The sequence below is a fragment of the Microcystis sp. LSC13-02 genome (assembly GCA_002282935.1).
GTDB lineage: Bacteria > Cyanobacteriota > Cyanobacteriia > Cyanobacteriales > Microcystaceae > Microcystis.
Window position 1 is genome coordinate 1 of record MTBT01000249.1, and the last position, 22,073, is coordinate 22,073.

The window sequence follows — 22,073 nt, forward strand, 5'->3', positions numbered from 1 at the left end:
GGCTTTAGAAACTTTCGGAATTTTTGGGTTAGAAGTATGTTGTCTTGGCATCTTGTCTGTTGATTTAGCATAAAGGGTAACGAAGAGCCCTTATGCTTTTGGCCGTTAGAAGTTGTTGATAAATTTCCAAAAAATGCTCAGTTCGCCTATCTTCGCTAAACCGCTCAATAGCCCGTTTTCGACCGAATTGCCCCATTTTTTCGGCTAAATCTCGTTCTTTTAAAATAGATAAAAGTGCCGTTGATAAAGCTTCCTCATCATTGGGGGGAACTAATAACCCAGTGACTCCCTCCTCAATAATCTCCGGTTGTGCGCCGACTGCACTCGCTATCACCGCCGTTCCGCGCATCATCGCTTCGGTGGTAACATTACCAAAAGGTTCATCCCAGATAGAAGGAACCACCTGTACCCAAGCACAATTAAAGGTATTTTCTAGCTCGGAGCGGGTTAAATAGCCTAAAAACTTCACATTTTGGCTAATCTTTAAGGCTTCCGCTAATTGGCGCAAATTCCCTTCTTCTTTTCCCTCTCCTGCAATCAGTAATTGAGCTTCAGGAAAAATAGGAACTATCTTGGCAAAGGCTTTGATAAGAACATCAACCCCTTTTTCTGGGGATAATCGACCAGCAAAGGCAACAATTGGCAGATTTTTTAAAGGAGGACGCATTTCTCTCAAGGGTACGCCATTATAAACTACCTGTACAGGTGATACCCCTTCTGCTTCTAGGCGAGCTTTCATCCGATGACTTAAGGCGACGACGGTATCAAACGCAGACCGCCAGCGTAGCCATAATTGACGCTGAATCATCAAAAATAGCCAAGATTGGGGGGTAACACAGCCCTCAGATAAACAGACTTTACCAGCCTTATGATAACAAGGACTTTTATCGGGTAAAATTTTCGTTCCAACGGGACATATCGCTTTATAAACGGCCGTTTGATAGAGACTGGGAAAGGATTTGAGTAAAGGTAAAATTAAGGGGGATAATTGCCATAAAAACATTCGCACATGGACAACATCTGGTTGAAATTCCCGCAACACTTTTTTGAGAGCAAAAAAACTAGATGGATTAACTGTTTGCGAAAGCACTTGTAGGCGAGAATTAGAGCCAAAACAATGATAATCAGCTAGGAGAGAGCTTTCAAGGTTTTCTACTCCCTGACAGTGACTACTAAATAGACGAACATTGTGACCACGGTCTATTAATCCTTGTTTCAGAGATAACATCTGTAATTCTGCCCCTCCAGTTGCCGTCCCATAATCATTGACTAACAGAATCTTCATCTTAGTTTTGATTGATAACAGTCGTCGATACTTGTGACAGAGAATCGTCTGATAAAGACGAGGATTGATTTAACCATTGACGGGCATATTGACGGGTTAAATAGTTATTGATAATCTTCTCAATCGGGGCAAAAAATCCATACATTAACAGTTTATTTAAAAGACGATTTTTAATTCCGAAGGTGAGAGAATTAATTATCGGCTGTAAGATAGTCTTTCTGCGTCGCCATCCCAGACCTTTATATTTTTGGCGAAAATACATATCTTCAGCTACTTGCCATTTTTGACGCAAATGGTTTAGGCTTCCCAATTCCCAAGCATCACTCCAGCGCAGCATATAAAACTCAATATCTGCCCAATTTAGGGTAATTCCGGGTACATAAGTCACTATGCTTTGGGGTTCAAAGTAAACTGTTCCGCCATTGTTGCGGACATTCATACAGAAATCCAAATGTTCTTTAGTATTGAGCATTTTTTCATCTAAATAACCCAGTTTTTCAAAAATTTCTCTGCGGACTAACATACAGTGAAATTCACACAATTCCGTTTCAGTTCGAGTCAGGGTAGGAAGCAGTTTTTCTACCTTATGACCTTGTTTATACATTTTTTCCCGTAAGCGCACTCTCCCCTTAATATCAGTGAAAAGATGAGCTTCTCCCCCAGCAAAATGTACTTCTTCATGCACGGGTTCGTGTTGACAAGTTAGAGGACCGACAATAGTAGCTCCCGTACTTTCTGCACAGTCGAGTAACTGGGTTAACCATCTCGGAGAAACAATCACATCATTGTCAACAAAAACCACATAGGGAGTTGTTACCCATTGTAAGCCCATATTTCTAGCTACATTGGGAATAAGATAATGTTCTGTCCGAATTAGCTCAAAACCTTTTTCTTGGGATTGTTTTTTCAAATAATCTCGAATGGGAGCAGGTGAACCCCCATCCACATAGACCAACTTAAAAGGAATATCGGTCATTTCATAAATGTTTTCCAGAGAAGTCATAGTAAAACTAAAGCGTTCTCTGGGAACAACAACTAGGGTAACTTTCGGTGCGGTTTTATCTTGGTTCATAACTCCTCCAAAATCTGACAATAATTATTCGAGTTAAGGAATAAATTAGGAAGCCATCGCTATAGATTCGGGTTTAGGTTTAGTCATAAATTCCTCATGATAAGAGCGCTCGGTATTGACTTTCCAGAGATTATGATTAGCCCCCATAATATTCTCAGCAGCCAAGATGGCCGATAACATAGAATGGTCTTGATTATTATAACGGTGCATTCCATTTCTGCCCACAGATTGCAGATTTTCAAAACTATCGACATAGTTTGAAATTACCTGTAGATGTTGCTGGTATTCGTCGTCATAAACGGGATAAGCTTTCTTTTGGCGAATTACCGTCCCGTCCACCACTTTTTTGATGTCATCTACGAGGCCAAGATTAACTATTTCCTGACTAGCTAGTTTAATTAAATCCTGATTATTCATTTCCCATAAATCATCTCCTTCGCTACAAAAATACTCCATCCCTAGGCAAGTTTTCTGAGGGTCGGGAACCATTTTCGGACTCCAGTTTTTAAAGTTCTGAATCCGTCCTACTTTAAATTCAGGACTGTGAATATAAATCCAATTATCGGGGAAAATATGCTCTTGATTGATGATAATTGGCACGATTAAAAAGTCACGGTATTTGAGTCCACGGGCAGCCTTGAGAACCTTTTCAGGAGGCAAGGGGTCTAAACGGTGCATTAGGGCAGTAATCGGCATGGTATTGATAAAATTATCGCCGGTAATCTCGGTTATTTCCTCTCCTTTTTTGATGAGAATACTGGTAATTTTCTGACTGTCTCTTTTAACTTTAATAACTTCCGTATCTAGGCACACAGGACAATCATGGGCTTCTAACTTTTCTTGAAAACGTTCCCACATCATCCCTGGTCCAAGCAGCGGATAATCAAACTCTTTAATTAAAGTTTTGGTATCATTTGCCCCAAAAAAAGCATTAATAACAGCTTTCTTTAAGGATAATCCTTGAATACGTTGGGCTGCCCAATCTGCCCGAATTTGGGTGCAGGGAATTCCCCAAACTTTTTCGGTATAACTTTTAAAAAAAGTTTGATACAACCGTTGACCAAAGCGATTAGTCACCCACTGTTCAAAGTTTTCTTCTACGGGTAAAGGATAAAATTTGACTTTGAAGTAACTATAAACAATTAATAAACTCTGAATAACCCCTAAATTACTGACAGCATTCATCGGTTCCAAGGGATAGCTAAAAAATTTACCCTGATAGTAAATCCGTGATAAACGGGGAACTTTAATAAAATCATCCCCTAACATTTCCCGCCACAGGTGTTGTACTTCGGGAACTTTGGTAAAAAAGCGATGACCACCGATATCGAAGCGATAATCCTTGTAGGTTTCGGTGCGAGAAATGCCCCCAACTCGATCGCCTTTTTCTAGTACAATTGAATGTAATCCGTGTTTGGCTAGGCAATAGGCGGCCGTTAATCCGGCCGGACCGCCACCAATGACGACGGTATGGGGAGAATTGAGTTGATTTACTGTTGTCATAGTTTTTATGAATCAGGAATTTGTCGTTTATTTTGTCAAAATGGCCTGTCAACTCAAGCCAGACGTTTCAGCCAATAGCGTCCTGTACCGAGGGCAAAAGCCAAACCACTGTAGAGATAATATAACCAGTGCCAAGGTAGGGTTAATATGACAAATCCTAATCCTCGCTTTTGTTGGAAAAACTTATAAACAGGTAAGTTTAACAGAACTAAGCCCAAGACTAACACACCCACGCCTAAAAGTAAATGAAAATACCATAAACTGGCTAACAGCAAAAATAAAAGCGTATAAACGAATACAACACTCCAACGGCTAGACCATTGTAAATTGAGGTCATTGACAAAATTTTGCTGACGGTGAATTAATTCTGTCCAGGGTAGGGCGCGATAGAAAAAATCTGCTTTTAACAGAGAAGTAAAAGTCCAATGTTTGAGATGTTTAACATAGATATCTTTGCACAAACGAATGCGGTAGCCGTGAGCTTTGAGACGATAACCCAGTTCGATATCTTCAATGGAAGGATGACGATAACTTTCGTCAAAACCGCCCATTTTCTCGAAAATATCTCGTTTAATCGCCCCGCAAGCTCCCCAAAAAGTGGAAGCCTCCTCGCAACCAATTTGATGATTATAATGATGAAAAAGGTTTTTATACTGGGAAAGAAAATTAACCGCCCCGGGTTGGTCATCGTAGGAACCAATCAACGCCGCTAGGGTAGAATCTTGATGGAATACTTGGGCGATTTTTGCTAAAGTATCGGGATGAATAGTCACATCTGCATCCATAAAAAAGAGAATATCACCCTTAGCCATGGCCGCCCCTTGATTTCTTGCCACTGCTGGCCCTTGATTACTTTCTAACTGTAAGACTTCTGCCCCAAAACTGACCGCAGTTTCATAGGATTGGGGATCATTTCCATCAACCACGACAATAACCTCCGTGGGGGCGAGCAAACTGGTGGATAAGCTGGCTAAACAGTTATTAAAGGCTTGTCCGCCTCTATAGACCGGAATAATGATAGAAATTAAGGAATTATTAAAAAAATCATTCATAGTTTTTTGGTCAAGTTTAATGTATATTGAAGCTCAGATTTGCTATCTTGTCGAGGAGTTGCTGATTTTTGCGAAGTATGTTCCTGAATAAAGCCATGATTTTTGCCAAAAAACAGCCAATTTTATCGATTCTTACGCTTATTTTTGCTTGGCTGGCCGTTGCCTACTTAGCTAAAGGATTTTATACCCTAGCTTTTGATAGTAGTCCCTCTGGTGCCAGAGATTTATTAGAACGTTGGCAAGAACAACAGTATATTTATCTGGGAATTTACCCCTATCGCATGAATCCCGCCGATATTAATGCAGAATTGGGGAGAATTCGCTCCGGTGGCTATCCACCCTGGGCTTTTTTGACGGGATTTTTCATGTTTCCCCCCATTTCTTCGACTTTAACCCGTTTCTATCACGTTTTTTTAAATCTGATTTCTCTGGGCATTTTAAGCCGTTTTGCCTATCAATTAGGTTTGCCTTTTGGCCGAATGGCTGCCTATTTTTTTGTGTTTACTTCTCTGGCCATTAGTAGTAACTGTACCACCCTTAATAATGGGCAATACGGTTTAATTGTCAATGCTTTGTTAATAATTGTTTACTGGTTATTACAAGCCAATAAAAATTATCTAGCGGGGGTATTTATGGGCATTGCTCTCGTTAAACCTAACATCTCAGCACCCTATCTTTTGAGTTTAGTAATTAAGAGAAAGTTTAAAACGGTACTTCTCGCTTTTGTCTATATTATCTCGGCTACTTTTGCTATCGCTCACACCACTAGATTAAACTTTGAGAAAGTAATCGGTAGCTTTTTAAATCAGATCAAATATGTGGCAGATGATGGTGTTTCAAGTATTAATATTATCATGAAATTCGGAATTAGTACAGAAATAACTCTTGTTTTATTAACCACAATTGGCCTAGTTCTAGGTATCGTGATTTTCCAAAAATTACAGCATACTTCTCTATTAACCCTGTTTGCCTGTGCTGCAGTTATTGGTCGGGTTTTCACCTATCATCGCCCCTACGACGATCTGATGTTAGTTTTTTTACTCTTGGCTTTACTAACCCTAGCTTTTAGTTACCCATCTCGCTTAAATATAATTATTGTGTCTTTAGTGGGATTAACTCTTTGGCTTCCCCTAAGTATTCAAAATTTAGCTAGTCCTTACTGGTCAATTTTTCAAAATACAATTTGGTTAATTGCCCTTGTTTATCTATTAGTTAATTCTTGGGAAAGGGAGAATAATGCCGATGATTGACTATAACGGTTCTCACATCTGTGTGGCACACTTTAACCTTTGCTGATTAAGCTTTTCAGGATTGAGAATGTACCTCTTGTCAACAGGAAACGCTATACCAGTTCGAGTCAGGGTTCATATTTGGGCGTTGCTGATTTTAAGTATAAATTATCCTCTAGGCAATTTTTAAAATCTAGAACTAAGCTATAGCAGTTATCTTAAGTACCTAAGCAAAATTAATTACACATATCTAACCACCTCTTGCCTCTTGCCTCTTGCCTATCTTCACTAGGAAATTAATTTTGCACGACTACTTAATATTGAGGTAGGAAGTTTTCGTTTTGGGAAGTCGATCATCTCCGAGTCAGGAGATAGGAGTCAGGAGATAGGAGTCAGGAGTCAGGAGTCAGGAGATAGGAGTCAGTTATCAGTTATCAGTTATCAGTTCACTGAGAAAACTCCCCACACCCCACACCCCAAACCCTAACACCCCACTCCCCTAAACTTCTAATAAATTTTCTAGGCGATCGAGAACTATATCGGTGATGCACTTAATCCGGTATAAACAGGCTTTAGTATCTGTGGAGTTGAAAGTGCCATTTTCCCAATACTTGTTACTACCGGCACCCCCCCCACAAACCCCAAAATAATCACATTTTTGCCGACATAAATCGACTCCACCGCGCATATCAGCGTAAATTTGTTGAAATTTCTCGGTTTCACAGATAGATTCTAGGGAATCGGTCAAAACATTACCAAAGATAAAATCACCGTAGGGTTGGGTTTTAATCGATAGTAATTCCGGATCAAAGGTGGAAAAATTACCTTTATGATCGAAATTGACAATCATAAAAGGTCGATTCATATCGGTATTTTCTAAGCGTTCATCGGCATAAATCAAACTACAGATCGATTCAAATTCCCGCAGCTTAAATTCTCCTTGTTTGGCCGTGACTAACTCCCAAAATCTGGCGATAAACTGGCGATAACGTTGTTCAATGCCTAATTTATCCAAGGAAGATTGCGAATGAATACCCTCGGTTTCTTCCATATTAAAAGCCACATCGGTAAGACCATGATCCCAAAAAAAGTTAAAAATTTCGTCGGGATAGTCGAGAGAATCTTCTGTTAAAACAGCGATGACACTCACATCAATTTCATGTTTTTGCAAGAAAGAAATTCCCCGCATCGTAGCAGCATGACTGCCAGTTCCCTTGCGGTTTTGCCGGTGGATGTCGTGAATAAAGGCCGGTCCATCAAGACTGACTCCCACATAAACATCATGCTTTTTAAATAATTGACACCAAGCATCGTTAATATAAGTGGCGTTAGTTTGTACCGAATGACGAAAACAGTAACCCTGCTGATTATATTTCTGGCTAACTTCCGCAATTTTAGCAAAGGCACTTTCATAAAAACTGATGGGAACTGCTAAGGGTTCGCCAGCGTGCCAGCAAATGGTAAAATCATTTTGGAGAAAACGACTGCTAAAAACCCTCTGAAAAATCGGCTCGATTAAATCTAAGGATAAGGTATTTTTTAAGTGGCGATCGGGTAAATAACAGTAATCACAATTGAGATTACAAAAAGAAGTCGGCTGCACGACTACTAAAGTAATTGGACCACAATCCGACCAATCTATATTTGTGTTTTTTTCCATCATTCTATTTTTAAAATCCTCCCTTAAATATGATAACCGATAACTGATTCTGGCAAGTGTATCTTAATTATACATATACTATTTCCTATTCCCTCAATAATAAATAATATAATTGACCGGGAGTATTAATTAAACCGGCTCGCTCGCCAGCATTTTTTCCTGTTCCCATAAAAATATCTACCCTCCCAGTACCTTTAATTGCGCTGCCAGTATCTTGATCGAGAACATAGCGACTAACTAATTTTTTATTAAGATTTCCCTGGGGAATTTCTGTCTCAATTACAGCTAAAGCACCGGGGGGGAAAACACTTTTATCTGTAGCGATCGATCTTTCCGGTAAAACCGGAACTCCAAGACTACCAGTGGCAGGTGTGCCGTGGGTTTCTCGAAAGAAAATAAACCGATTATTGCGGGGAATATAATTCTTTAATTGCTCGGGATTATTTCTGAGAAAATCTAAAACCATTGGTAAGGTTAAACCCTCAGCAGGAAAAATACCATCGGCAATCATTTCTTTTCCCAGACTTGTGTAGGGATGCTCGGTATTGCCATCAAAACCGATGCTGATAATTTGACCATTAGGTAAACGTAATTTCGCCGAACCTTGCACATGAACTAAATAAGCTTCTAAGCGATCTTTTAACCAGACTAATTCGTATCCCGCTAGACGGCTATTTTCCCCCAGTAAACCATCTTTTCCCTCTAATTCTACCCTAGCTGGATGGGGTTTAGACCAGCGAGAAAAGTTAGCAGGTCGGCGATAGAGAGGATATTTATACTCGGCATTTTTTTGCCGACTTGCTTGATAAATTGGCTGAAAATAACCAGTAAATTTAACATTTCCCTGGCTATCATTACCCAAAGAACGATACCAAATAAATTCTTTTTTAACTGCCTTTTGTAGAGCTGCGGGAGTGGGAGAATTCTGCACTAATTCACGAAACCGTACTAAGGAACGATGCACTCGCTGACGAGTTATTTCAGGAATAGGATAATTTTGATAGGCGCGGATCGCTGCCTGGCTATTCAGATAACGTAAACTATGATCGATCGCTTGTAGTAGGGTTTTTTTGTCTGTTAGCAGTCGTTCATCGTATCCCGTAGATGTTCCTAATTGTGAGATTTCAAAACGTTCTAGGGGCAAATTTGCGGGGGTGAGGGCAATTAATCCCAAGCTGAGGGGGAGGATTGTCAAAAGGTGTTTCATGGTGACAGGAGTGGGCAGCTATTGACTCGATTAACAATCAAGAAGGAGCAATGAGAAAAGTTGTTTCTTATTTATATCATGAGGATAGTTGTTGCCGATAAATCTTAATTTGTTCCAAGCGAGGGCCGACCTTAGAAATAATGGTAAATTCTAAATTTTGGTAATATAATTGTTCTCCCACCCGCGGTATTTTTTGCCAATGATGTAGGACAAAACCGGCTAGGGTTTGGTATTCATCGGCCAAGGGTAAACTTAAATTTAATGCTTTGTTCACGTCCTCTAAATTCATTTGTGCTTGTACGAGAAAAGTCGATTCATCGAGGAGTTGATATTCCACTGTTCCCGATTCATCACTAGGGGAAAAAGTTCCCAGAATCTCACCGATTAGATCTTTTAGGGTTAATAAACCGGCTGTTCTGCCAAATTCATCGACAATGATAACCATCTTTAAGGATGATTCCCGCATCACTGTTAGTAATTCATTTAAAGCAGTGGTTTCGGGGAAAAAACGCACAGGTTTTAACCAAGGTTTAATCGGAGTTGTTAAATTTAACTGACCTTCGGCAAGGGGTAAAGCTAAATCTTTAAAATCGATCAGACCACGGATATCATCACCGGAATCTCCTTCCACAGGATAACAAGAATAGCCACTGTTAACTACTTGGAGCAGTAATTCCTCAAAAGTTGCGGTCGAGGAAATAGCTATTAAACGGTTATGGGGAACCATGATTTCCTCGGCAGTGATTTCGCTAAACTGGAAAACATTATTTAAAATTTTCCTTTCCGCAGCTTCTAATCCCGTTAATTCCCCTTCCATGCTGATAATTAATTGTAATTCCTCGGAAGTTACCCGACTAGAACGCTGTAGATCCACTTCGGGGATACGGGTTAAAACCAATAAAAAACGAGTTGATTGGTTAATAATACCGATAAAAGGCTTAAAAATCCGGGAAATAACGCCAATAGGTGCCGCTAATAATCGCGCCATCGGTTCGGCATAAATTAAAGCTAGGGATTTGGGATAAAGTTCCCCAAAAACTATCTGGAGATAGGCCACGATTAAAAAAGCTAGACAAAGAGAAAAACCATGGGAGAGAAGATTTTGCCAGTTTAAAGAAAAGGGTAAAAAACTTAGTAATTTCTTCACAAAAACGGTCATGGTACTCTCCCCGATCCAACCTAAAGCTAAACTAGAAAGGGTGATGCCTAATTGGGTAGTGGAAAGTAAGCGATCGAGACTTCTTTGTAGAGATTGTACCGTCTGCGCTGCCACATCTCCCGCAGCCACTAGCTGACTGACGCGGGTACGACGGACAGACACAAGCGAAAATTCGGCCGCTACGAAAAAAGCATTGAGGACGATTAGTAAAAAGACTAAAATTAAACGAGTCAATAAATCCTGATTATCCATAGCGAAAAGGCAAAATTCGCCTTTTTTGAAGTCTATCCTTTGGTTTCATCCTTTGATTGCGGTTTGTTTTTCTGTTGTTGCATATAAACTCTCACTCTTTTAATTACTTCTTCTTCTTTCACGGGGATAAAAGTTTGATTGCGACCATAACTGGTGCGATCGTTGGTAAACTTTTTAGCGGGATTGATATCCGGTTGACTGACTCCCTTCAGGGAGGCGATTCCCAATTGATAGGCTACCCAACCGCTACCGAAGCCGGCGGCTAACATGGCTACCATCAAAAGGAGTCCTAGCTGCAAGGAGGTGCTGATTGAAAATTTTTTCATCTTGGTGGGGCTGGATTTTCACGTTCGGAGTAACTACCGATCTATAATGAGTTAATAGTATAACCCAGGGTTGGCCGAGCGGTTGAGGCAACGAACTCATAATTCGTCCTAGGCAGGTTCAACTCCTGCACCCTGGATAGTTTTGATGGCTTCGGGTGATCGGGTTTGACTGCACTAGAGTAAGTCTAGGTTCTACCTAGGAACGAGATAAGAGATTGCTTCGGGGATATTGTTTGAGAGATAAAGGTTAACGGTAAGATTGCTTCGGGGGGGTATTCGGTAGCAGTTAAATAATTATAATAAAAACCACAGAGGACACAGAGTGCGATCACCGACGAGTGTAGAGTGTAGTGGATTGTTTCAGCTAAAATAGGGCAATAGATTTCGGCTTAAAGTCTTAGATTATAGAATTTATAGCATTTTTCTAATACACCAAAGTTAGGCGGTTACTAATTCGGTCAAAAAACCAAAACTAAAAATCCGCCGTAACGCACCACTTTATCAGAATTGCAAATCGTATCAATAATAAATTATGGAGAAATATTTAGCCCGTGATTAGCAAGGATGTCGATTTTAAATTTCCCATGATCGCTAAATCGAATCTCTTTCATAATTCATAATTCATAATTCAAAAGTCAGGTATCAAGTTCCGCAAAATGCGATGTTTACGTGATCAAAATCCCTAAAATTAGACTTGACAAAAGACCTGAGATCGTTATATCCTACAGGCTACAAGCCTTTGTGCAAGAGAAGATACCACCAAATCCCACAACCCCTAATAACCCGCACAATTGCCTCCTACAGCAGGCCTACCCCCAAGGGAGGTGAGTCTTGGAGGCTGCTGATAAGCATAGTCGGGTTTGATTTGAATCGCTTGATTGTAGTCAGCGATCGCCCCTTGTTGTCAAGGTTCTGGTATGTCCAACTGACGAAAAATTCTCACAGCCATCCCTCGACAATTTCTCTATGTCGAGGGATGGCTGTGCGCCTACCATTGAGTGTATTTTCCCAGATGGAATGTTCACTTCCTTCTCGTACCAATTGACAACCCTGTTGACTGAGATAACGCAACAAATCTCGACGCTTCACGAGGCTATCAAAGTCGGTACAATTTGGACATGGGTTGATGCAGAAAAGATTAGATAAATTGGTTCTTCTAAATCCGCTTCTGGGTCTGTTAATAACGCATTAGGCAAGGGTAAAGATTCCCCCCTAGATAAATTAACTTCTGCCATGTCCACCAGCGCACTGGCTAAGGAACGGCGTACTGCTGCTAGATCATTTCCCCAGGAAATCACGCCAGGGAAATCCAAGACTTCTCCATGGACTCCCTGTGCCAGGAATTTATACATTGCTTTGTAGGTAAGCATCCAATTTATACTCCTTTCTTTCACCGAATTTTTTGATTAATAGATTAAGAACTGAACAAATTGGGAAAAAGCCCATGAATTCGTAAAAAAAGTACCCAAAATTATCCTTGACAAAAGACCTGAGATCGTTATATCCTACAGGTTACAAGTCTTTGCGCGAGAGAAGAATTCTCTGCCATTGTAACACTCACCTTTATGCGTCGTCCATACTCGCCCATGGGGGCCTTCCTTACACCAACACCAAGGGGAAGGGAGGTGAGCTTTGGGGGCTCTTATATCGAAAGTTAGATCGTCGTACCTCAACCAACTTCCTGCTCTCCCCCAACTACCTCCTTTTCTCCAGCCGACGCGATCGCCGAATTTATTCCATACTCGTTCATTATACTCTCTCGTGCCACGGAGACTCTCATAGATTTCTTTCTGGACGCTGAAGCCAAATTTGCCGTTACTGTAGTTTAGCCAAAGTTGGTTAATAGTTCGTAAATCTTCGCAGGGGAAATTATCAATATCCTCTATTCTCAACCGTCCTTCCCTTTCCCTTCCGGCGACCTGAAGCATAACCTTAAATGTTTCTTGGTCTGCTTCTTTCCACTTTCCTGCTGCTAGGAGTTGCTGTAATCGAGAATAGTTAACACCCCTAGCACTTTTCAGCACAATATTAGCAGCAACTTTAGGCGGTGGTGGCGTTTGAATAACGGGGGTTGCTGGTGTTTGTATCGAAATTGCTGGTGATTGTCCCGTCAAATCTTGTAAAATCTCCCTCGCTGACTGATAACGCTTTCTTGTCCCAAACTCGATCATTTTATCAAGAATCCGCCCTAAATCATCCCCAACCTTATTATTGACTAAAAACTGTCTCCAGACCCATTCATGCTCACTGGTATCAAATAAATCAAAGGGTGAAATCTGAGTCAACAAATAAATACAAGTGACTCCTAGACTATACAAATCACTAGGATTGTTCGCCTTACCATTAGCTTGTTCTGGTGCGACATATTCCGCTGAACCGATTACCGTACCAGTAACAGAACGGTTAAGATGTGTAACAACTCTAGATGCGCCAAAATCCACTAAAACCGCTTTTTTGTCTGAGTTCCGTCTAATAATATTTTCCGGTTTAATATCTCGGTGAACTACTCCCTGACTGTGGATAAAATCTAAAACCGGTAAAATATCTGTTAATAAAGCCTTAATCTTGGCTTCATTAAATACTCCTTGGCTTTTTAATTCTTGTTCTAAGTTTTGTCCTTCAATATATTCTTGTACTAAATATTGACGGTTATCATCATGATTGAGATAGGCGAAAAGTTCAGGAATTTGGGGATGTTTTCCTAATTTTTCTAATTGGATTGCTTCTTTTTCAAATAATTCTGAGGCTTTCTCAATTGTATCAGTCCCTTGAGCCGAGGGAAAAAACTGTTTAATCACACAATAAGGTCGAGAAGGCTTACTATAATCTATCGCCTTAAAAGTCCGACCAAATCCTCCTTGACCAATTAATTGAATTGCTTGATAACGCTCTTGTAAGAACAATTTAGAGCCGCACTTTTCACAGAATTTATGGCCATCTGGATTGGCGGCGGAACAGTTAGGATTGAGACACAGACTCATGATTTTTACTCCTTTAAGTAGTTGGGTTGACGTTAAAAAAGTAGCAGTTGGTTATGTTGGGTTTCGTGCCTTAGCTGTTGGTTATGTTGGGTTTCGTGCCTTAGCTGTTGGTTATGTTGGGTTTCGTGCCTTAGCTGTTGGTTATGTTGGGTTTCGTGCCTCAACCCAACCTACGGTACTTCTTCCTACTTTATATTTTTACATGAACTAAGCCTAAAGCCTAAACTAGGTTGACCTATAACCACAAAAAAACCCGCTTGCGCGGGCTTTTTCCACAAAACCAAAGTTTAATTAACCTAACAACGCTTTTGCCTTCGCTACCACGTTATCCACTCTCAAAGAAAAGCCTCTAAAATTGAAGATAATGTCCAAAATCGCTAAAAAACTTAGTAATTCTCCTTTTCGTTATCCCGGCGGTAAATTTTATGCCCGTAAGCTAATCTTAGCTTGTCTTCCCAGTCACCATAAGTATTGTGAACCTTTTGCGGGGGGAGCATCTATATTCTTTGCTAAGGAAAGTGTAGCAGAGAATATTCTCAATGACAAAGATGAAGAATTAATGAACTGTTATCGACATATCAAAGACCATCTTGATAGTCTAATTGAATTATTAAAACATTAAACGCTACCAAAGAATTACACAATTATTATAAAAATGAATTTCAACCAGCCAATGACCTAGAAAGAGCCATGCGTTGGTATTATCTAAATAGAACTTCCTACTCAGGAATTATGAAACTTGAAAATTGTTATTGGGGCTATGGTGATAAGTATTCTATGCGTCCTGAAAACTGGCCTTCTCACCTAAAAACCACTTCAGAAAAACTGCAAAATGTCAGTTTATCTTGTTTAGATTTTGAAGATTTAATCAATCAATTACCCGATGATTACTTTTTATTTGTCGATCCTCCTTACTTTCAAGCAGATCAAAATAAATTCTATTCCTGCTTCTTCAGTCTAGAAGATCATGAAAGGTTATGTAAGACGTTGAAAAAACATCAACATCGATTTAAATTTCTTTTGACTTATGATAATTGCTCCGAAATTAGAGAAATGTATGATTGGTGTATTTCTTTACAAGATAATGAATGGAATTACACTATTAATCGAACTGATGATCAAAAAAATGGGTTGAAATTAGAACATGGTTATCAGAGTGAAAGACGCAAGGGCAAGGAGGTATTTATTGCCAATTATGATCTTCATAAACCTGCAAGATTTACACCTCTACAATTAAGTTTATTCGATATATCTTGATTGCTAATTTTAATCAAGTAAATCCTCTATTTTTTTGATCGGGAGCCATGGTTGTAGAGGTTCAGCCGTATTAACATCAAAGAAAATTTTGGGATAATTAGGGATGAAATTACAGTTGTTATCCTGGCATTTCTGGCGAGAACACTTGATGTTATTAGTTGGATTTGCTGTTAAATCTTTACTTCTGGCAACGTACATTTTTAAAAGGGCTTCTTCTTGATTATTAATATTAATTTTGCTTAAAAATATTTGCTCTTTTGGTGTGGGCTTTCAAACAAATAGTCCCGTTTCTAAATTGGTCTGAAAAAAAGCATTGGCAAGAGATGTAATCACTAAATCAAAATCTGTTTCAATATATTGATCTTTGTGAATATTTAGGCTTGTTGAAGGTATTCCTATCAATTTAGACCTTTTGTGTTCGGTAATTCGATTTGTAATTTTCCTGCGCGAGAATGGGTATTTTTTCAAAAAAGATCAAGTTGAACTTCAAAAAAAGGTTTTCTAATTATTAAGGGAGGATCACCGATTTCTCCAGAGAGTTTCAGCAAGTAGTCATCACAAGTATCTAAAACATCCACTCTGGCTTTAATTGCAGTCGCCACATGAGTTACATCTTTAGGTTTTAGTGCCTGATATTGCCACATCAATTCTCTGGCTAGTTCGCCAACTTTTCTGTCCACATCATAAATATAAATCCACTCATGTCGGAAAAAATCAGAGATTTTTTCCTCACTTTCTTTAGGTAATTTTGGCTGTCCTTTTTCTAATTTCACCACTTCAATAAAAGTAAGAGCAGAAGTCACAATTATTACCTGACCATTTTCGGCTGCTTTGAGAACAGAAATACAATCATTAATTTTATCCTTTTCATTTTTCAGGAAAGCTAAAAAAACACAAGAATCCCAGTAGTGTAGCTTTTTTGATGAACGAATCAATTACTTCCTCCCAAAATTCCGATCATTTCCTCAATGCTAGGTAAATCTTTTTCCTCAGGAAAAATATCAATTGACTCAACTTTAATCCCGATTTTTTCCCCATCTTCTCTAGAGGTAACTATCCCCGATACAGAGACTCTTTTTTCTAGATATTCTTTGATATTATCAAGTAAATTTGGTTTAAAGTAACATTTAACACTTTTATTACTCAATAAATTGTAAACTCTAAAAATAGGTTGACGACTTACATCAATAGCTTTAAGCACACCTTCTACAGTACCAAAACTTTGATATTTTCCCCCGATAATTTCATCAACATTAGCAATCAAAGCTTGATTCAAGTCGATACACCTCGAATCAAAGCCCAATTGCACCATAAACTCATCTCTTTTTTTCAATATTGCTAATGATCGCGCACTTTCTAAAGCTCGATCAGAAAAATACTTAGGGCGAATCGGATGTTCTAAAATTGTTACTATTCCCCTTTCTACAGTCTTAATAACTTCAGAAATTTGACTAGGTGTAATCTGATCTTGAGGCATTCCTTCTAAAGTAAGATGAATACTTCCACTATGAACTTGAGAGATTCTCCAATTTATCAGGGGGCGTTTTTTGTTAGCAAGGGTTTTATCTACTTCATGGAGTAGTATTGCTAATTGTTCTTGAGCCTTGATAAATTTATCAAAAGACAACAGTGAGCCTTCTATATCTAATGTTAGGCTCTTGATTGTTTCCTTCGATATAGGGCTTTCCCTTTTAGTCATGGCTCTAGGAATCGTGATAATTATCTCAAGTGTAAAGGTTTTGGCTAACTACTAAAGCTTCCTACTTGACATTTTTACATGAACTAAGCCTAAAGCCTAAACTATGTTGACCTATAATCACAAAAAAACCCGCTTGCGCGGGCTTTTTCCACAAAACCAAAGTTTAATTAACCTAACAACGCTTTTGCCTTCGCTACCACGTTATCCACAGCGCCGAAGGTATCAACCCCCAACACATCCCCCTCATCGGTGATGTAGCGATGCCAGCCCATGGTTGAACCCGCTTCCACTGCGAGACGTTTTTTCACTGCTTTAGGAAGTACCGATTCTTTATATTCTGCCGATTGTTCCTCGAATAGCTCCCAACAGGGCATAGAAACGACGCGAGCTTTAATTCCTGCTTCTTTCAACACCGCAGCCGCTTTATCGCAGAGATACAACTCGCCACCCGTACCGATGAGAATGACATCGGGAGTACCCTCGCAATCGGTGATAATATAAGCACCTTTAGCCACACCCTCCAGGGAAGTTCCCGCTAAATTAGGCAGATTTTGACGGGATAATGCTAGTAACGTCGGGCGCTTAGTTTCGCTCACCGCTACTTTATAAGCACCGGAAGTCTCGGTTCCATCCCCCGGACGCATGACTAACAAGTTAGGAATAGCGCGCAGAGAAGCAACGTGTTCCACGGGTTGGTGAGTCGGTCCATCTTCCCCTAAGGCAATGGAATCGTGAGTCATTACCCAGATGACGCGAGTTTCTGACAATGCCGATAAACGGATAGAATTCCGCATATAGTCGGTAAAAATCAGGAAAGTCGCCCCGTAGGGAATCAATCCCGTGTTATGGAGAGCAATCCCGTTACAAATCGCCCCCATCGCGTGTTCCCTTACGCCAAAGTGAACGTTACGCTCCTGATAACTGCCTTTTTGGAAATTACCAAAATGCTCTAATTCCGTGTAGTTAGAGTGGGTTAAATCCGCCGAACCACCGATTAAACCGGGTAACACCCCCGCGAGCGCATTTAAGCAGATTTCCGAGTGTTTACGACTAGCGAGCGCCTTATCTTCGGGTTTATATACAGGTAAAGCTTTGTCCCAACCTTCCGGCAGTTGACCGGTGGTTAACTGTTCAAATAAAGCCGCTTCTGCGGGATATTTAGCCTGATATTCGCTAAATAACTTATTCCAGTCCGTTTCTGCCGTTGCTCCCTTGTCCACTGCTTGCCGGAAACGACTCAGGACATCATCGGGAACCACAAACGGCTCGTATTCCCAACCTAGTGCTTTCCGGGTTAACTCGATTTCTGTTGCTCCTAAAGCTGCCCCGTGAACATCGGCGGTATTAGACTTATTGGGGGAACCATAACCGATGGTAGTGGTGATTTTAATCATCGAGGGTTTATCGGTGACAGCCTTGGCCGCTGCGATCGCATTGGCAATGGCATCTAAATCGGTGTTACCATTCTCCACGTGCTGAACGTGCCAACCGTAGGCTTCAAAACGCTTGCTCACGTCTTCGGTAAAAGCGATATCGGTGGAACCATCGATCGAGATATGGTTATCATCATAGAGAGCGATTAACTTGCCTAAACCCCAGTGACCGGCTAAAGAACAAGCTTCCCCGGAAATTCCCTCCATATTGCAACCATCACCCAAAATCACATAGGTGTAATGGTCGATAATTTTGGCATCCGGTTTGTTGAAACGGGCCGCTAAATGGGCTTCTGCTAGGGCCAAACCGACCCCATTGGCAATCCCTTGACCCAGAGGACCGGTGGTCACTTCTACCCCTTCGGTGACGAAATTTTCGGGGTGGCCGGGGGTTTTCGATTTCCACTGCCGGAATTGTTTAATTTCCTCTAGGGGAACGCTATCGTATCCGGTCAGGTACATCAAAGCATACTGCAGCATACAACCGTGACCGGCGGAGAGAACAAAACGATCGCGATTGACCCATTGGGGGTTTTTCGGGTTAAAACGCAGGAATTGATCCCAGAGGACAAAAGCCATGGGAGCGGCTCCCATCGGCAGTCCGGGGTGTCCCGATTTAGCTTTTTCTACGGCATCCACCGCTAAAAAACGCACCGCGTTAATACAAAGTTCTTCGAGAGATTGGGAGGCGACAACCATAATGTTTTTTAGAATGAACTACAAAAATAAGACCCAGTTAAAGAGGGAGCCACTCAAAGATTACTCTTTCCGGGGCATCGACTCAAGCATATTTTCTAAAAGCTAAGGTGACGTTATGGCCACCAAATCCAAAGGAGTTGGAGAGGGCAGCGTTAACTATCTGCTGACGACTTTCGTAGGGGACGTAATCGAGATCACAATCGGGGTCAGGATTGTCGAGGTTGAGAGTCGGGGGAATCCGATCATTAGCGATCGCCATTACCGTGGCCACGGCTTCAATACCACCAGAACCGCCTAAAAGGTGGCCTGTCATCGATTTGGTGGAACTGACGGGGATTTGGTAGGCCGATTCTCCTAAAGCTTTTTTAATCGCCTTGGTTTCCGTGGGATCATTGGCCGCCGTACTGGTGCCGTGGGCGTTGATATAGCTAATTTCCGCCGGAGTCAAACCAGCATCTTTGATCGCTAATTCGATCGCTCTGGTGGCTCCACGACCATCGGGAACCGGTGCCGTCATGTGATAGGCATCGCAAGTCAGACCATAACCGATCATTTCGGCGTAAATCCGCGCCCCACGGGCTAAGGCCGTTTCTAATTCCTCTATAATCAAAATTCCTGCCCCTTCCCCCATGACAAAACCATCCCGATCCTGATCAAAGGGACGACTGGCCCGGGTGGGGTCATCGTTGCGGGTAGATAGGGCCTTAGCGGAGGCAAAACCAGCCAATCCTAGGGGGGTAACGGCGGCTTCCGTCCCACCGCAGATCATCGCTTTGGCCAAACCCCTTTGTATTAGACGAAAAGCATCGCCGATGGCATTGGAACCGGCAGCACAAGCGGTCACGGTGCAGTTACTCGGTCCTTTGGCCCCCGTGTGGATGGCGGTTAAACCAGCGGCCATATTGGCAATCATCATCGGGATCATGAAGGGACTACACCGGCTCGGACCTTTTGTCAAGTAAATTTCCTGTTGATCCTCAAGCACTTTTATGCCACCCACTCCTGTACCGATTAGTACACCTATATCATCGGCATTGAGAGCGTCGATAACTAATCGAGAATCTTGCAGCGCTTGCAAACTAGCGGCGACGGCAAATTGAGCGAAACGGTCCATGCGCTTTGCCTCTTTGCGATCCACATAGTCGTGGGGGTCAAAACCCCGCACTTCCCCAGCAATGCGACAAGCGTGACGGCAGGCATCAAAGTGGGTGATTAAACCAATGCCACTTTTGCCGTTGATTAAGCCTGTCCAATAGTCTGCTAGATTATTGCCGAGGGGAGTGATCGCACCCATCCCTGTGATGACAACCCTTTTTAATGGCACTTCTGTCATGTCTGTTCAAAAATAAGGGCAGATTTTGCCCCAGATATTTAATCCTAATTGTCAATTTTCCCGCAATAATTAGGCGGTTGCTCCTACTTTCTCGTTAATATACTCGACAGCTTTGCCCACAGTGTCAATTTGTTCGGCCGCTTCGTCGGGAATTTCAATATCAAATTCTTCCTCTAAACCCATCACTAACTCCACCACATCAAGGGAATCCGCTGCCAGGTCATTAGCAAAGCTTGCTTCGGGGGTAACTTTTTCCGGCTCTACGTCTAAGTGTTCCACAACAACTTTTTGAACTCGATCGAAAATGCTTGCACTCATGGATGTCAATTTTTAGCCGCTGGTTTACCGGACTCTAGCCTCTAGGGTCTGGGGAAATGGGGCGGTGTTACCATTTCCGACAATAAATTTCGGTTAGCTTTTTCACTGACCATTTTTCATCTTACTGGAAGTTGTTCCCCTCTTGATGAAGTTTTTTCGCGATCATCGGGGTAGTGGGGAAGTGGGGAAGTGGGGTAGTGGGGAAGTGGGGTAGTGGGGAAGTGGGGTAGTGGGGAAGTGGGGTAGTGGGGTAGTGGGGAAGTGGGGGAATTTCAACTAAAACCCCAACACCCTAACACCCCAACACCCCCCCGCAACGCGCACGCAGTGACCACCCTATCTCCTGCCTCCTGCCTCCTGAATAAAAAGCAAAAATATAACGGATAACTCCGAAATTCAGATAATAATCATGGCTAACCATTACCCCAATTCTAGAATTATCCGTTTTTTTTAGGTTTTCTTGACTACTATTCGGCGGTAGCCAATCCAGTTTCGGTGCTGCCGGTGCTGCGACGACGGGTGAGAGTATTAAAGAGCATAATTCCGATCGCTTTGATCAGATTACCTTCCAACTCTTGGAACATTTTCATGTTCATGCCAAAAGCGGCGTTAGCTTCGGCGACAATGCGATCAGCCATGGCTTGCTCCACGGGTAAATCGTCGAGGGTTTGACGATAGTGGTTTTTATAGGCTTTTTCGTCGGGAATATCTTTAAAATCATAGAAAGCCGTGCCACCAGTTTCCAGATTCATCGCTTTTTCGGCGATTTTTTTCAAGATTTGCCCCCCGGACAGATCGCCGAGATAACGGGTATAGGAATGAGCGACTAATAATTCGGGTTCTGTTGTGGCGATTTCCCGAATCCGGTTAACGTAGGCCTGACCTGCGGGAGATAAAGCGATCTCGTTGCGCCAATTGGGACCATAATAAAAATATAAATCCTGTTCCAGCGCATTTTTGCGATTGAGTTCAGGAAAACAGATTTTAGAAACCACGGCATGACTACGAAGTTTTTCCATCTCCTCCTCCATGGCCGAATAGACGAAGTAGAGGTTAGCCACCAGTTTGCGATAGGAAGTTTTTTCTACCACACCTTTGAGAAAACACTTGACAAAACCGACGTTTTCTGCCATGGTGTGGGATTTTTTCGTGCCTTCTCGCAGTTGAGTTGATAAATTAACGCTCATATTATGATCACCTGTTGGGATGAGTAGAATGGATCGGGTTGGTTACAGATGCTTACTAAAACCGCCTATTTTGGTAGATTAAACTGAATTGATCGGTAATTTTATTAAGAATTTTTACAGTGCCGCCGGGGGAGCTTAGGGGAGAAATTTAGCTCTAGAAGGACTTTCAGTCTGGTTAAAACCGGTATCGATCGAGATGGCGCAATTGTAAAGATTAGTGAAAAACGGCTCCCTAGTTGATCTTGGTGAGAGAGAGGGTGTAATCTAGCACAAATATCAATTCTCGACCAAGACTGTTCACACTTCTTAGAAATTCTTAACATTCAGGAGACTCATCGAAAATTTTGGGTGGGAAACCCCGCCGTTCTAGGTTGGCTTTACGTTAGAATTAAAAAGACCGTCTCGAAAACCAAGTGGGCGG

19 protein-coding genes, 1 tRNA gene and 1 pseudogene are annotated in these 22,073 nt (G+C 41.5%); 4 read left to right on the top strand and 17 right to left on the bottom strand.

Annotated features, from left to right (window positions below; translation table 11 throughout):
* Positions 1 to 64: 64 nt before the first annotated feature.
* The 4 genes from BGL89_RS15660 to BGL89_RS15675 are packed head-to-tail and all read right to left on the bottom strand — an operon-like array spanning position 65 to position 4,912.
* Positions 65 to 1,285, bottom strand: coding sequence for a glycosyltransferase family 4 protein (locus BGL89_RS15660; protein WP_286826487.1), 1,221 nt, complete (start codon positions 1,283 to 1,285; stop codon positions 65 to 67).
* A gap of 1 nt (position 1,286) precedes the next feature.
* Positions 1,287 to 2,357, bottom strand: coding sequence for a glycosyltransferase family 2 protein (locus BGL89_RS15665; protein WP_286826488.1), 1,071 nt, complete (start codon positions 2,355 to 2,357; stop codon positions 1,287 to 1,289).
* A gap of 45 nt (positions 2,358 to 2,402) precedes the next feature.
* Positions 2,403 to 3,860, bottom strand: a complete 1,458-nt coding sequence (locus BGL89_RS15670) for an NAD(P)/FAD-dependent oxidoreductase (protein WP_286826489.1) — start codon at positions 3,858 to 3,860, stop codon at positions 2,403 to 2,405.
* 53 nt (positions 3,861 to 3,913) lie between these two features.
* On the bottom strand, positions 3,914 to 4,912 hold the full coding sequence (locus BGL89_RS15675) for a glycosyltransferase family 2 protein (RefSeq protein WP_286826490.1): 999 nt from the start codon (positions 4,910 to 4,912) through the stop codon (positions 3,914 to 3,916).
* A 77-nt stretch (positions 4,913 to 4,989) separates the two neighbouring features.
* Here BGL89_RS15675 and BGL89_RS15680 point away from each other — a divergent pair, with 77 nt between their 5' ends.
* Positions 4,990 to 6,162, top strand: a complete 1,173-nt coding sequence (locus tag BGL89_RS15680; RefSeq protein ID WP_286826491.1) for a glycosyltransferase 87 family protein — start codon at positions 4,990 to 4,992, stop codon at positions 6,160 to 6,162.
* A 478-nt stretch (positions 6,163 to 6,640) separates the two neighbouring features.
* On the opposite strand, the gene grrM is transcribed toward BGL89_RS15680, so the two are convergent.
* The 4 genes from grrM to BGL89_RS15700 all read right to left on the bottom strand — a co-directional run bounded on the left by grrM (position 6,641) and on the right by BGL89_RS15700 (position 10,745).
* Positions 6,641 to 7,801 (bottom strand): cyclophane-forming radical SAM/SPASM peptide maturase GrrM/OscB, encoded by a 1,161-nt coding sequence (grrM, locus tag BGL89_RS15685; RefSeq protein WP_286826492.1) that lies wholly within the window; start codon positions 7,799 to 7,801, stop codon positions 6,641 to 6,643.
* Between the two features lie 85 nt (positions 7,802 to 7,886).
* Positions 7,887 to 9,008 carry a murein transglycosylase A gene (gene mltA, locus BGL89_RS15690; RefSeq protein WP_286826493.1) on the bottom strand — a complete coding sequence of 374 codons (1,122 nt, stop codon included), beginning with the start codon at positions 9,006 to 9,008 and terminating at the stop codon, positions 7,887 to 7,889.
* Positions 9,009 to 9,084: 76 nt separating this feature from the next.
* Positions 9,085 to 10,419: a hemolysin family protein gene (locus BGL89_RS15695; protein WP_286826494.1), complete on the bottom strand. Its 1,335-nt coding sequence runs from the start codon at positions 10,417 to 10,419 to the stop codon at positions 9,085 to 9,087.
* Between the two features lie 32 nt (positions 10,420 to 10,451).
* The gene (locus BGL89_RS15700; protein WP_061431314.1) at positions 10,452 to 10,745 is read right to left on the bottom strand and encodes a hypothetical protein; all 294 of its coding nucleotides are present in this window, start codon (positions 10,743 to 10,745) and stop codon (positions 10,452 to 10,454) included.
* Between the two features lie 64 nt (positions 10,746 to 10,809).
* Between BGL89_RS15700 and BGL89_RS15705 the strand changes: the two genes are divergently transcribed.
* A tRNA-Ile gene (locus BGL89_RS15705) sits at positions 10,810 to 10,882 on the top strand.
* Positions 10,883 to 11,684: 802 nt separating this feature from the next.
* Here the strand turns inward: BGL89_RS15705 and BGL89_RS15710 are convergent.
* The 3 genes from BGL89_RS15710 to BGL89_RS15720 form a co-directional block, all read right to left on the bottom strand.
* Complete coding sequence (locus tag BGL89_RS15710) at positions 11,685 to 11,834, bottom strand: type II toxin-antitoxin system HicA family toxin (RefSeq protein ID WP_286826495.1); 150 nt, start codon at positions 11,832 to 11,834, stop codon at positions 11,685 to 11,687.
* Complete coding sequence (locus BGL89_RS15715) at positions 11,831 to 12,115, bottom strand: type II toxin-antitoxin system HicB family antitoxin (RefSeq protein WP_286826496.1); 285 nt, start codon at positions 12,113 to 12,115, stop codon at positions 11,831 to 11,833. The genes BGL89_RS15710 and BGL89_RS15715 overlap by 4 nt, the downstream gene beginning before the upstream one ends.
* 135 nt (positions 12,116 to 12,250) lie before the next feature.
* Complete coding sequence (locus BGL89_RS15720) at positions 12,251 to 13,726, bottom strand: GUN4 domain-containing protein (RefSeq protein WP_286826497.1); 1,476 nt, start codon at positions 13,724 to 13,726, stop codon at positions 12,251 to 12,253.
* On the opposite strand from BGL89_RS15720, the gene BGL89_RS15725 reads away from it, so the two are divergent.
* Together BGL89_RS15725 and BGL89_RS21310 are read left to right on the top strand one after the other, a co-directional pair.
* Positions 13,725 to 13,937, top strand: a complete 213-nt coding sequence (locus BGL89_RS15725; protein ID WP_286826498.1) for a hypothetical protein — start codon at positions 13,725 to 13,727, stop codon at positions 13,935 to 13,937. The genes BGL89_RS15720 and BGL89_RS15725 overlap by 2 nt on opposite strands.
* A gap of 153 nt (positions 13,938 to 14,090) precedes the next feature.
* Positions 14,091 to 14,983 (top strand): annotated as a pseudogene (locus BGL89_RS21310) (DNA adenine methylase).
* Between the two features lie 464 nt (positions 14,984 to 15,447).
* Here BGL89_RS21310 and BGL89_RS15740 read toward each other — a convergent pair.
* The 6 genes from BGL89_RS15740 to BGL89_RS15765 form a co-directional block, all read right to left on the bottom strand.
* Positions 15,448 to 15,918 (bottom strand): type II toxin-antitoxin system VapC family toxin, encoded by a 471-nt coding sequence (locus BGL89_RS15740; RefSeq protein WP_286826501.1) that lies wholly within the window; start codon positions 15,916 to 15,918, stop codon positions 15,448 to 15,450.
* Positions 15,915 to 16,682, bottom strand: a complete 768-nt coding sequence (locus tag BGL89_RS15745) for a hypothetical protein (RefSeq protein WP_286826502.1) — start codon at positions 16,680 to 16,682, stop codon at positions 15,915 to 15,917. Before BGL89_RS15745 ends, BGL89_RS15740 begins: the two co-directional genes overlap by 4 nt.
* 167 nt (positions 16,683 to 16,849) lie before the next feature.
* Positions 16,850 to 18,814 (bottom strand): transketolase, encoded by a 1,965-nt coding sequence (gene tkt, locus BGL89_RS15750; RefSeq protein ID WP_353743948.1) that lies wholly within the window; start codon positions 18,812 to 18,814, stop codon positions 16,850 to 16,852.
* Positions 18,815 to 18,896: 82 nt separating this feature from the next.
* The gene (fabF, locus tag BGL89_RS15755; RefSeq protein WP_286826503.1) at positions 18,897 to 20,147 is read right to left on the bottom strand and encodes a beta-ketoacyl-ACP synthase II; all 1,251 of its coding nucleotides are present in this window, start codon (positions 20,145 to 20,147) and stop codon (positions 18,897 to 18,899) included.
* A 69-nt stretch (positions 20,148 to 20,216) separates the two neighbouring features.
* On the bottom strand, positions 20,217 to 20,465 hold the full coding sequence (locus tag BGL89_RS15760; RefSeq protein ID WP_286826504.1) for an acyl carrier protein: 249 nt from the start codon (positions 20,463 to 20,465) through the stop codon (positions 20,217 to 20,219).
* Positions 20,466 to 20,932: 467 nt separating this feature from the next.
* Complete coding sequence (locus tag BGL89_RS15765) at positions 20,933 to 21,652, bottom strand: biliverdin-producing heme oxygenase (RefSeq protein ID WP_286826505.1); 720 nt, start codon at positions 21,650 to 21,652, stop codon at positions 20,933 to 20,935.
* Positions 21,653 to 22,073 lie beyond the last annotated feature (421 nt).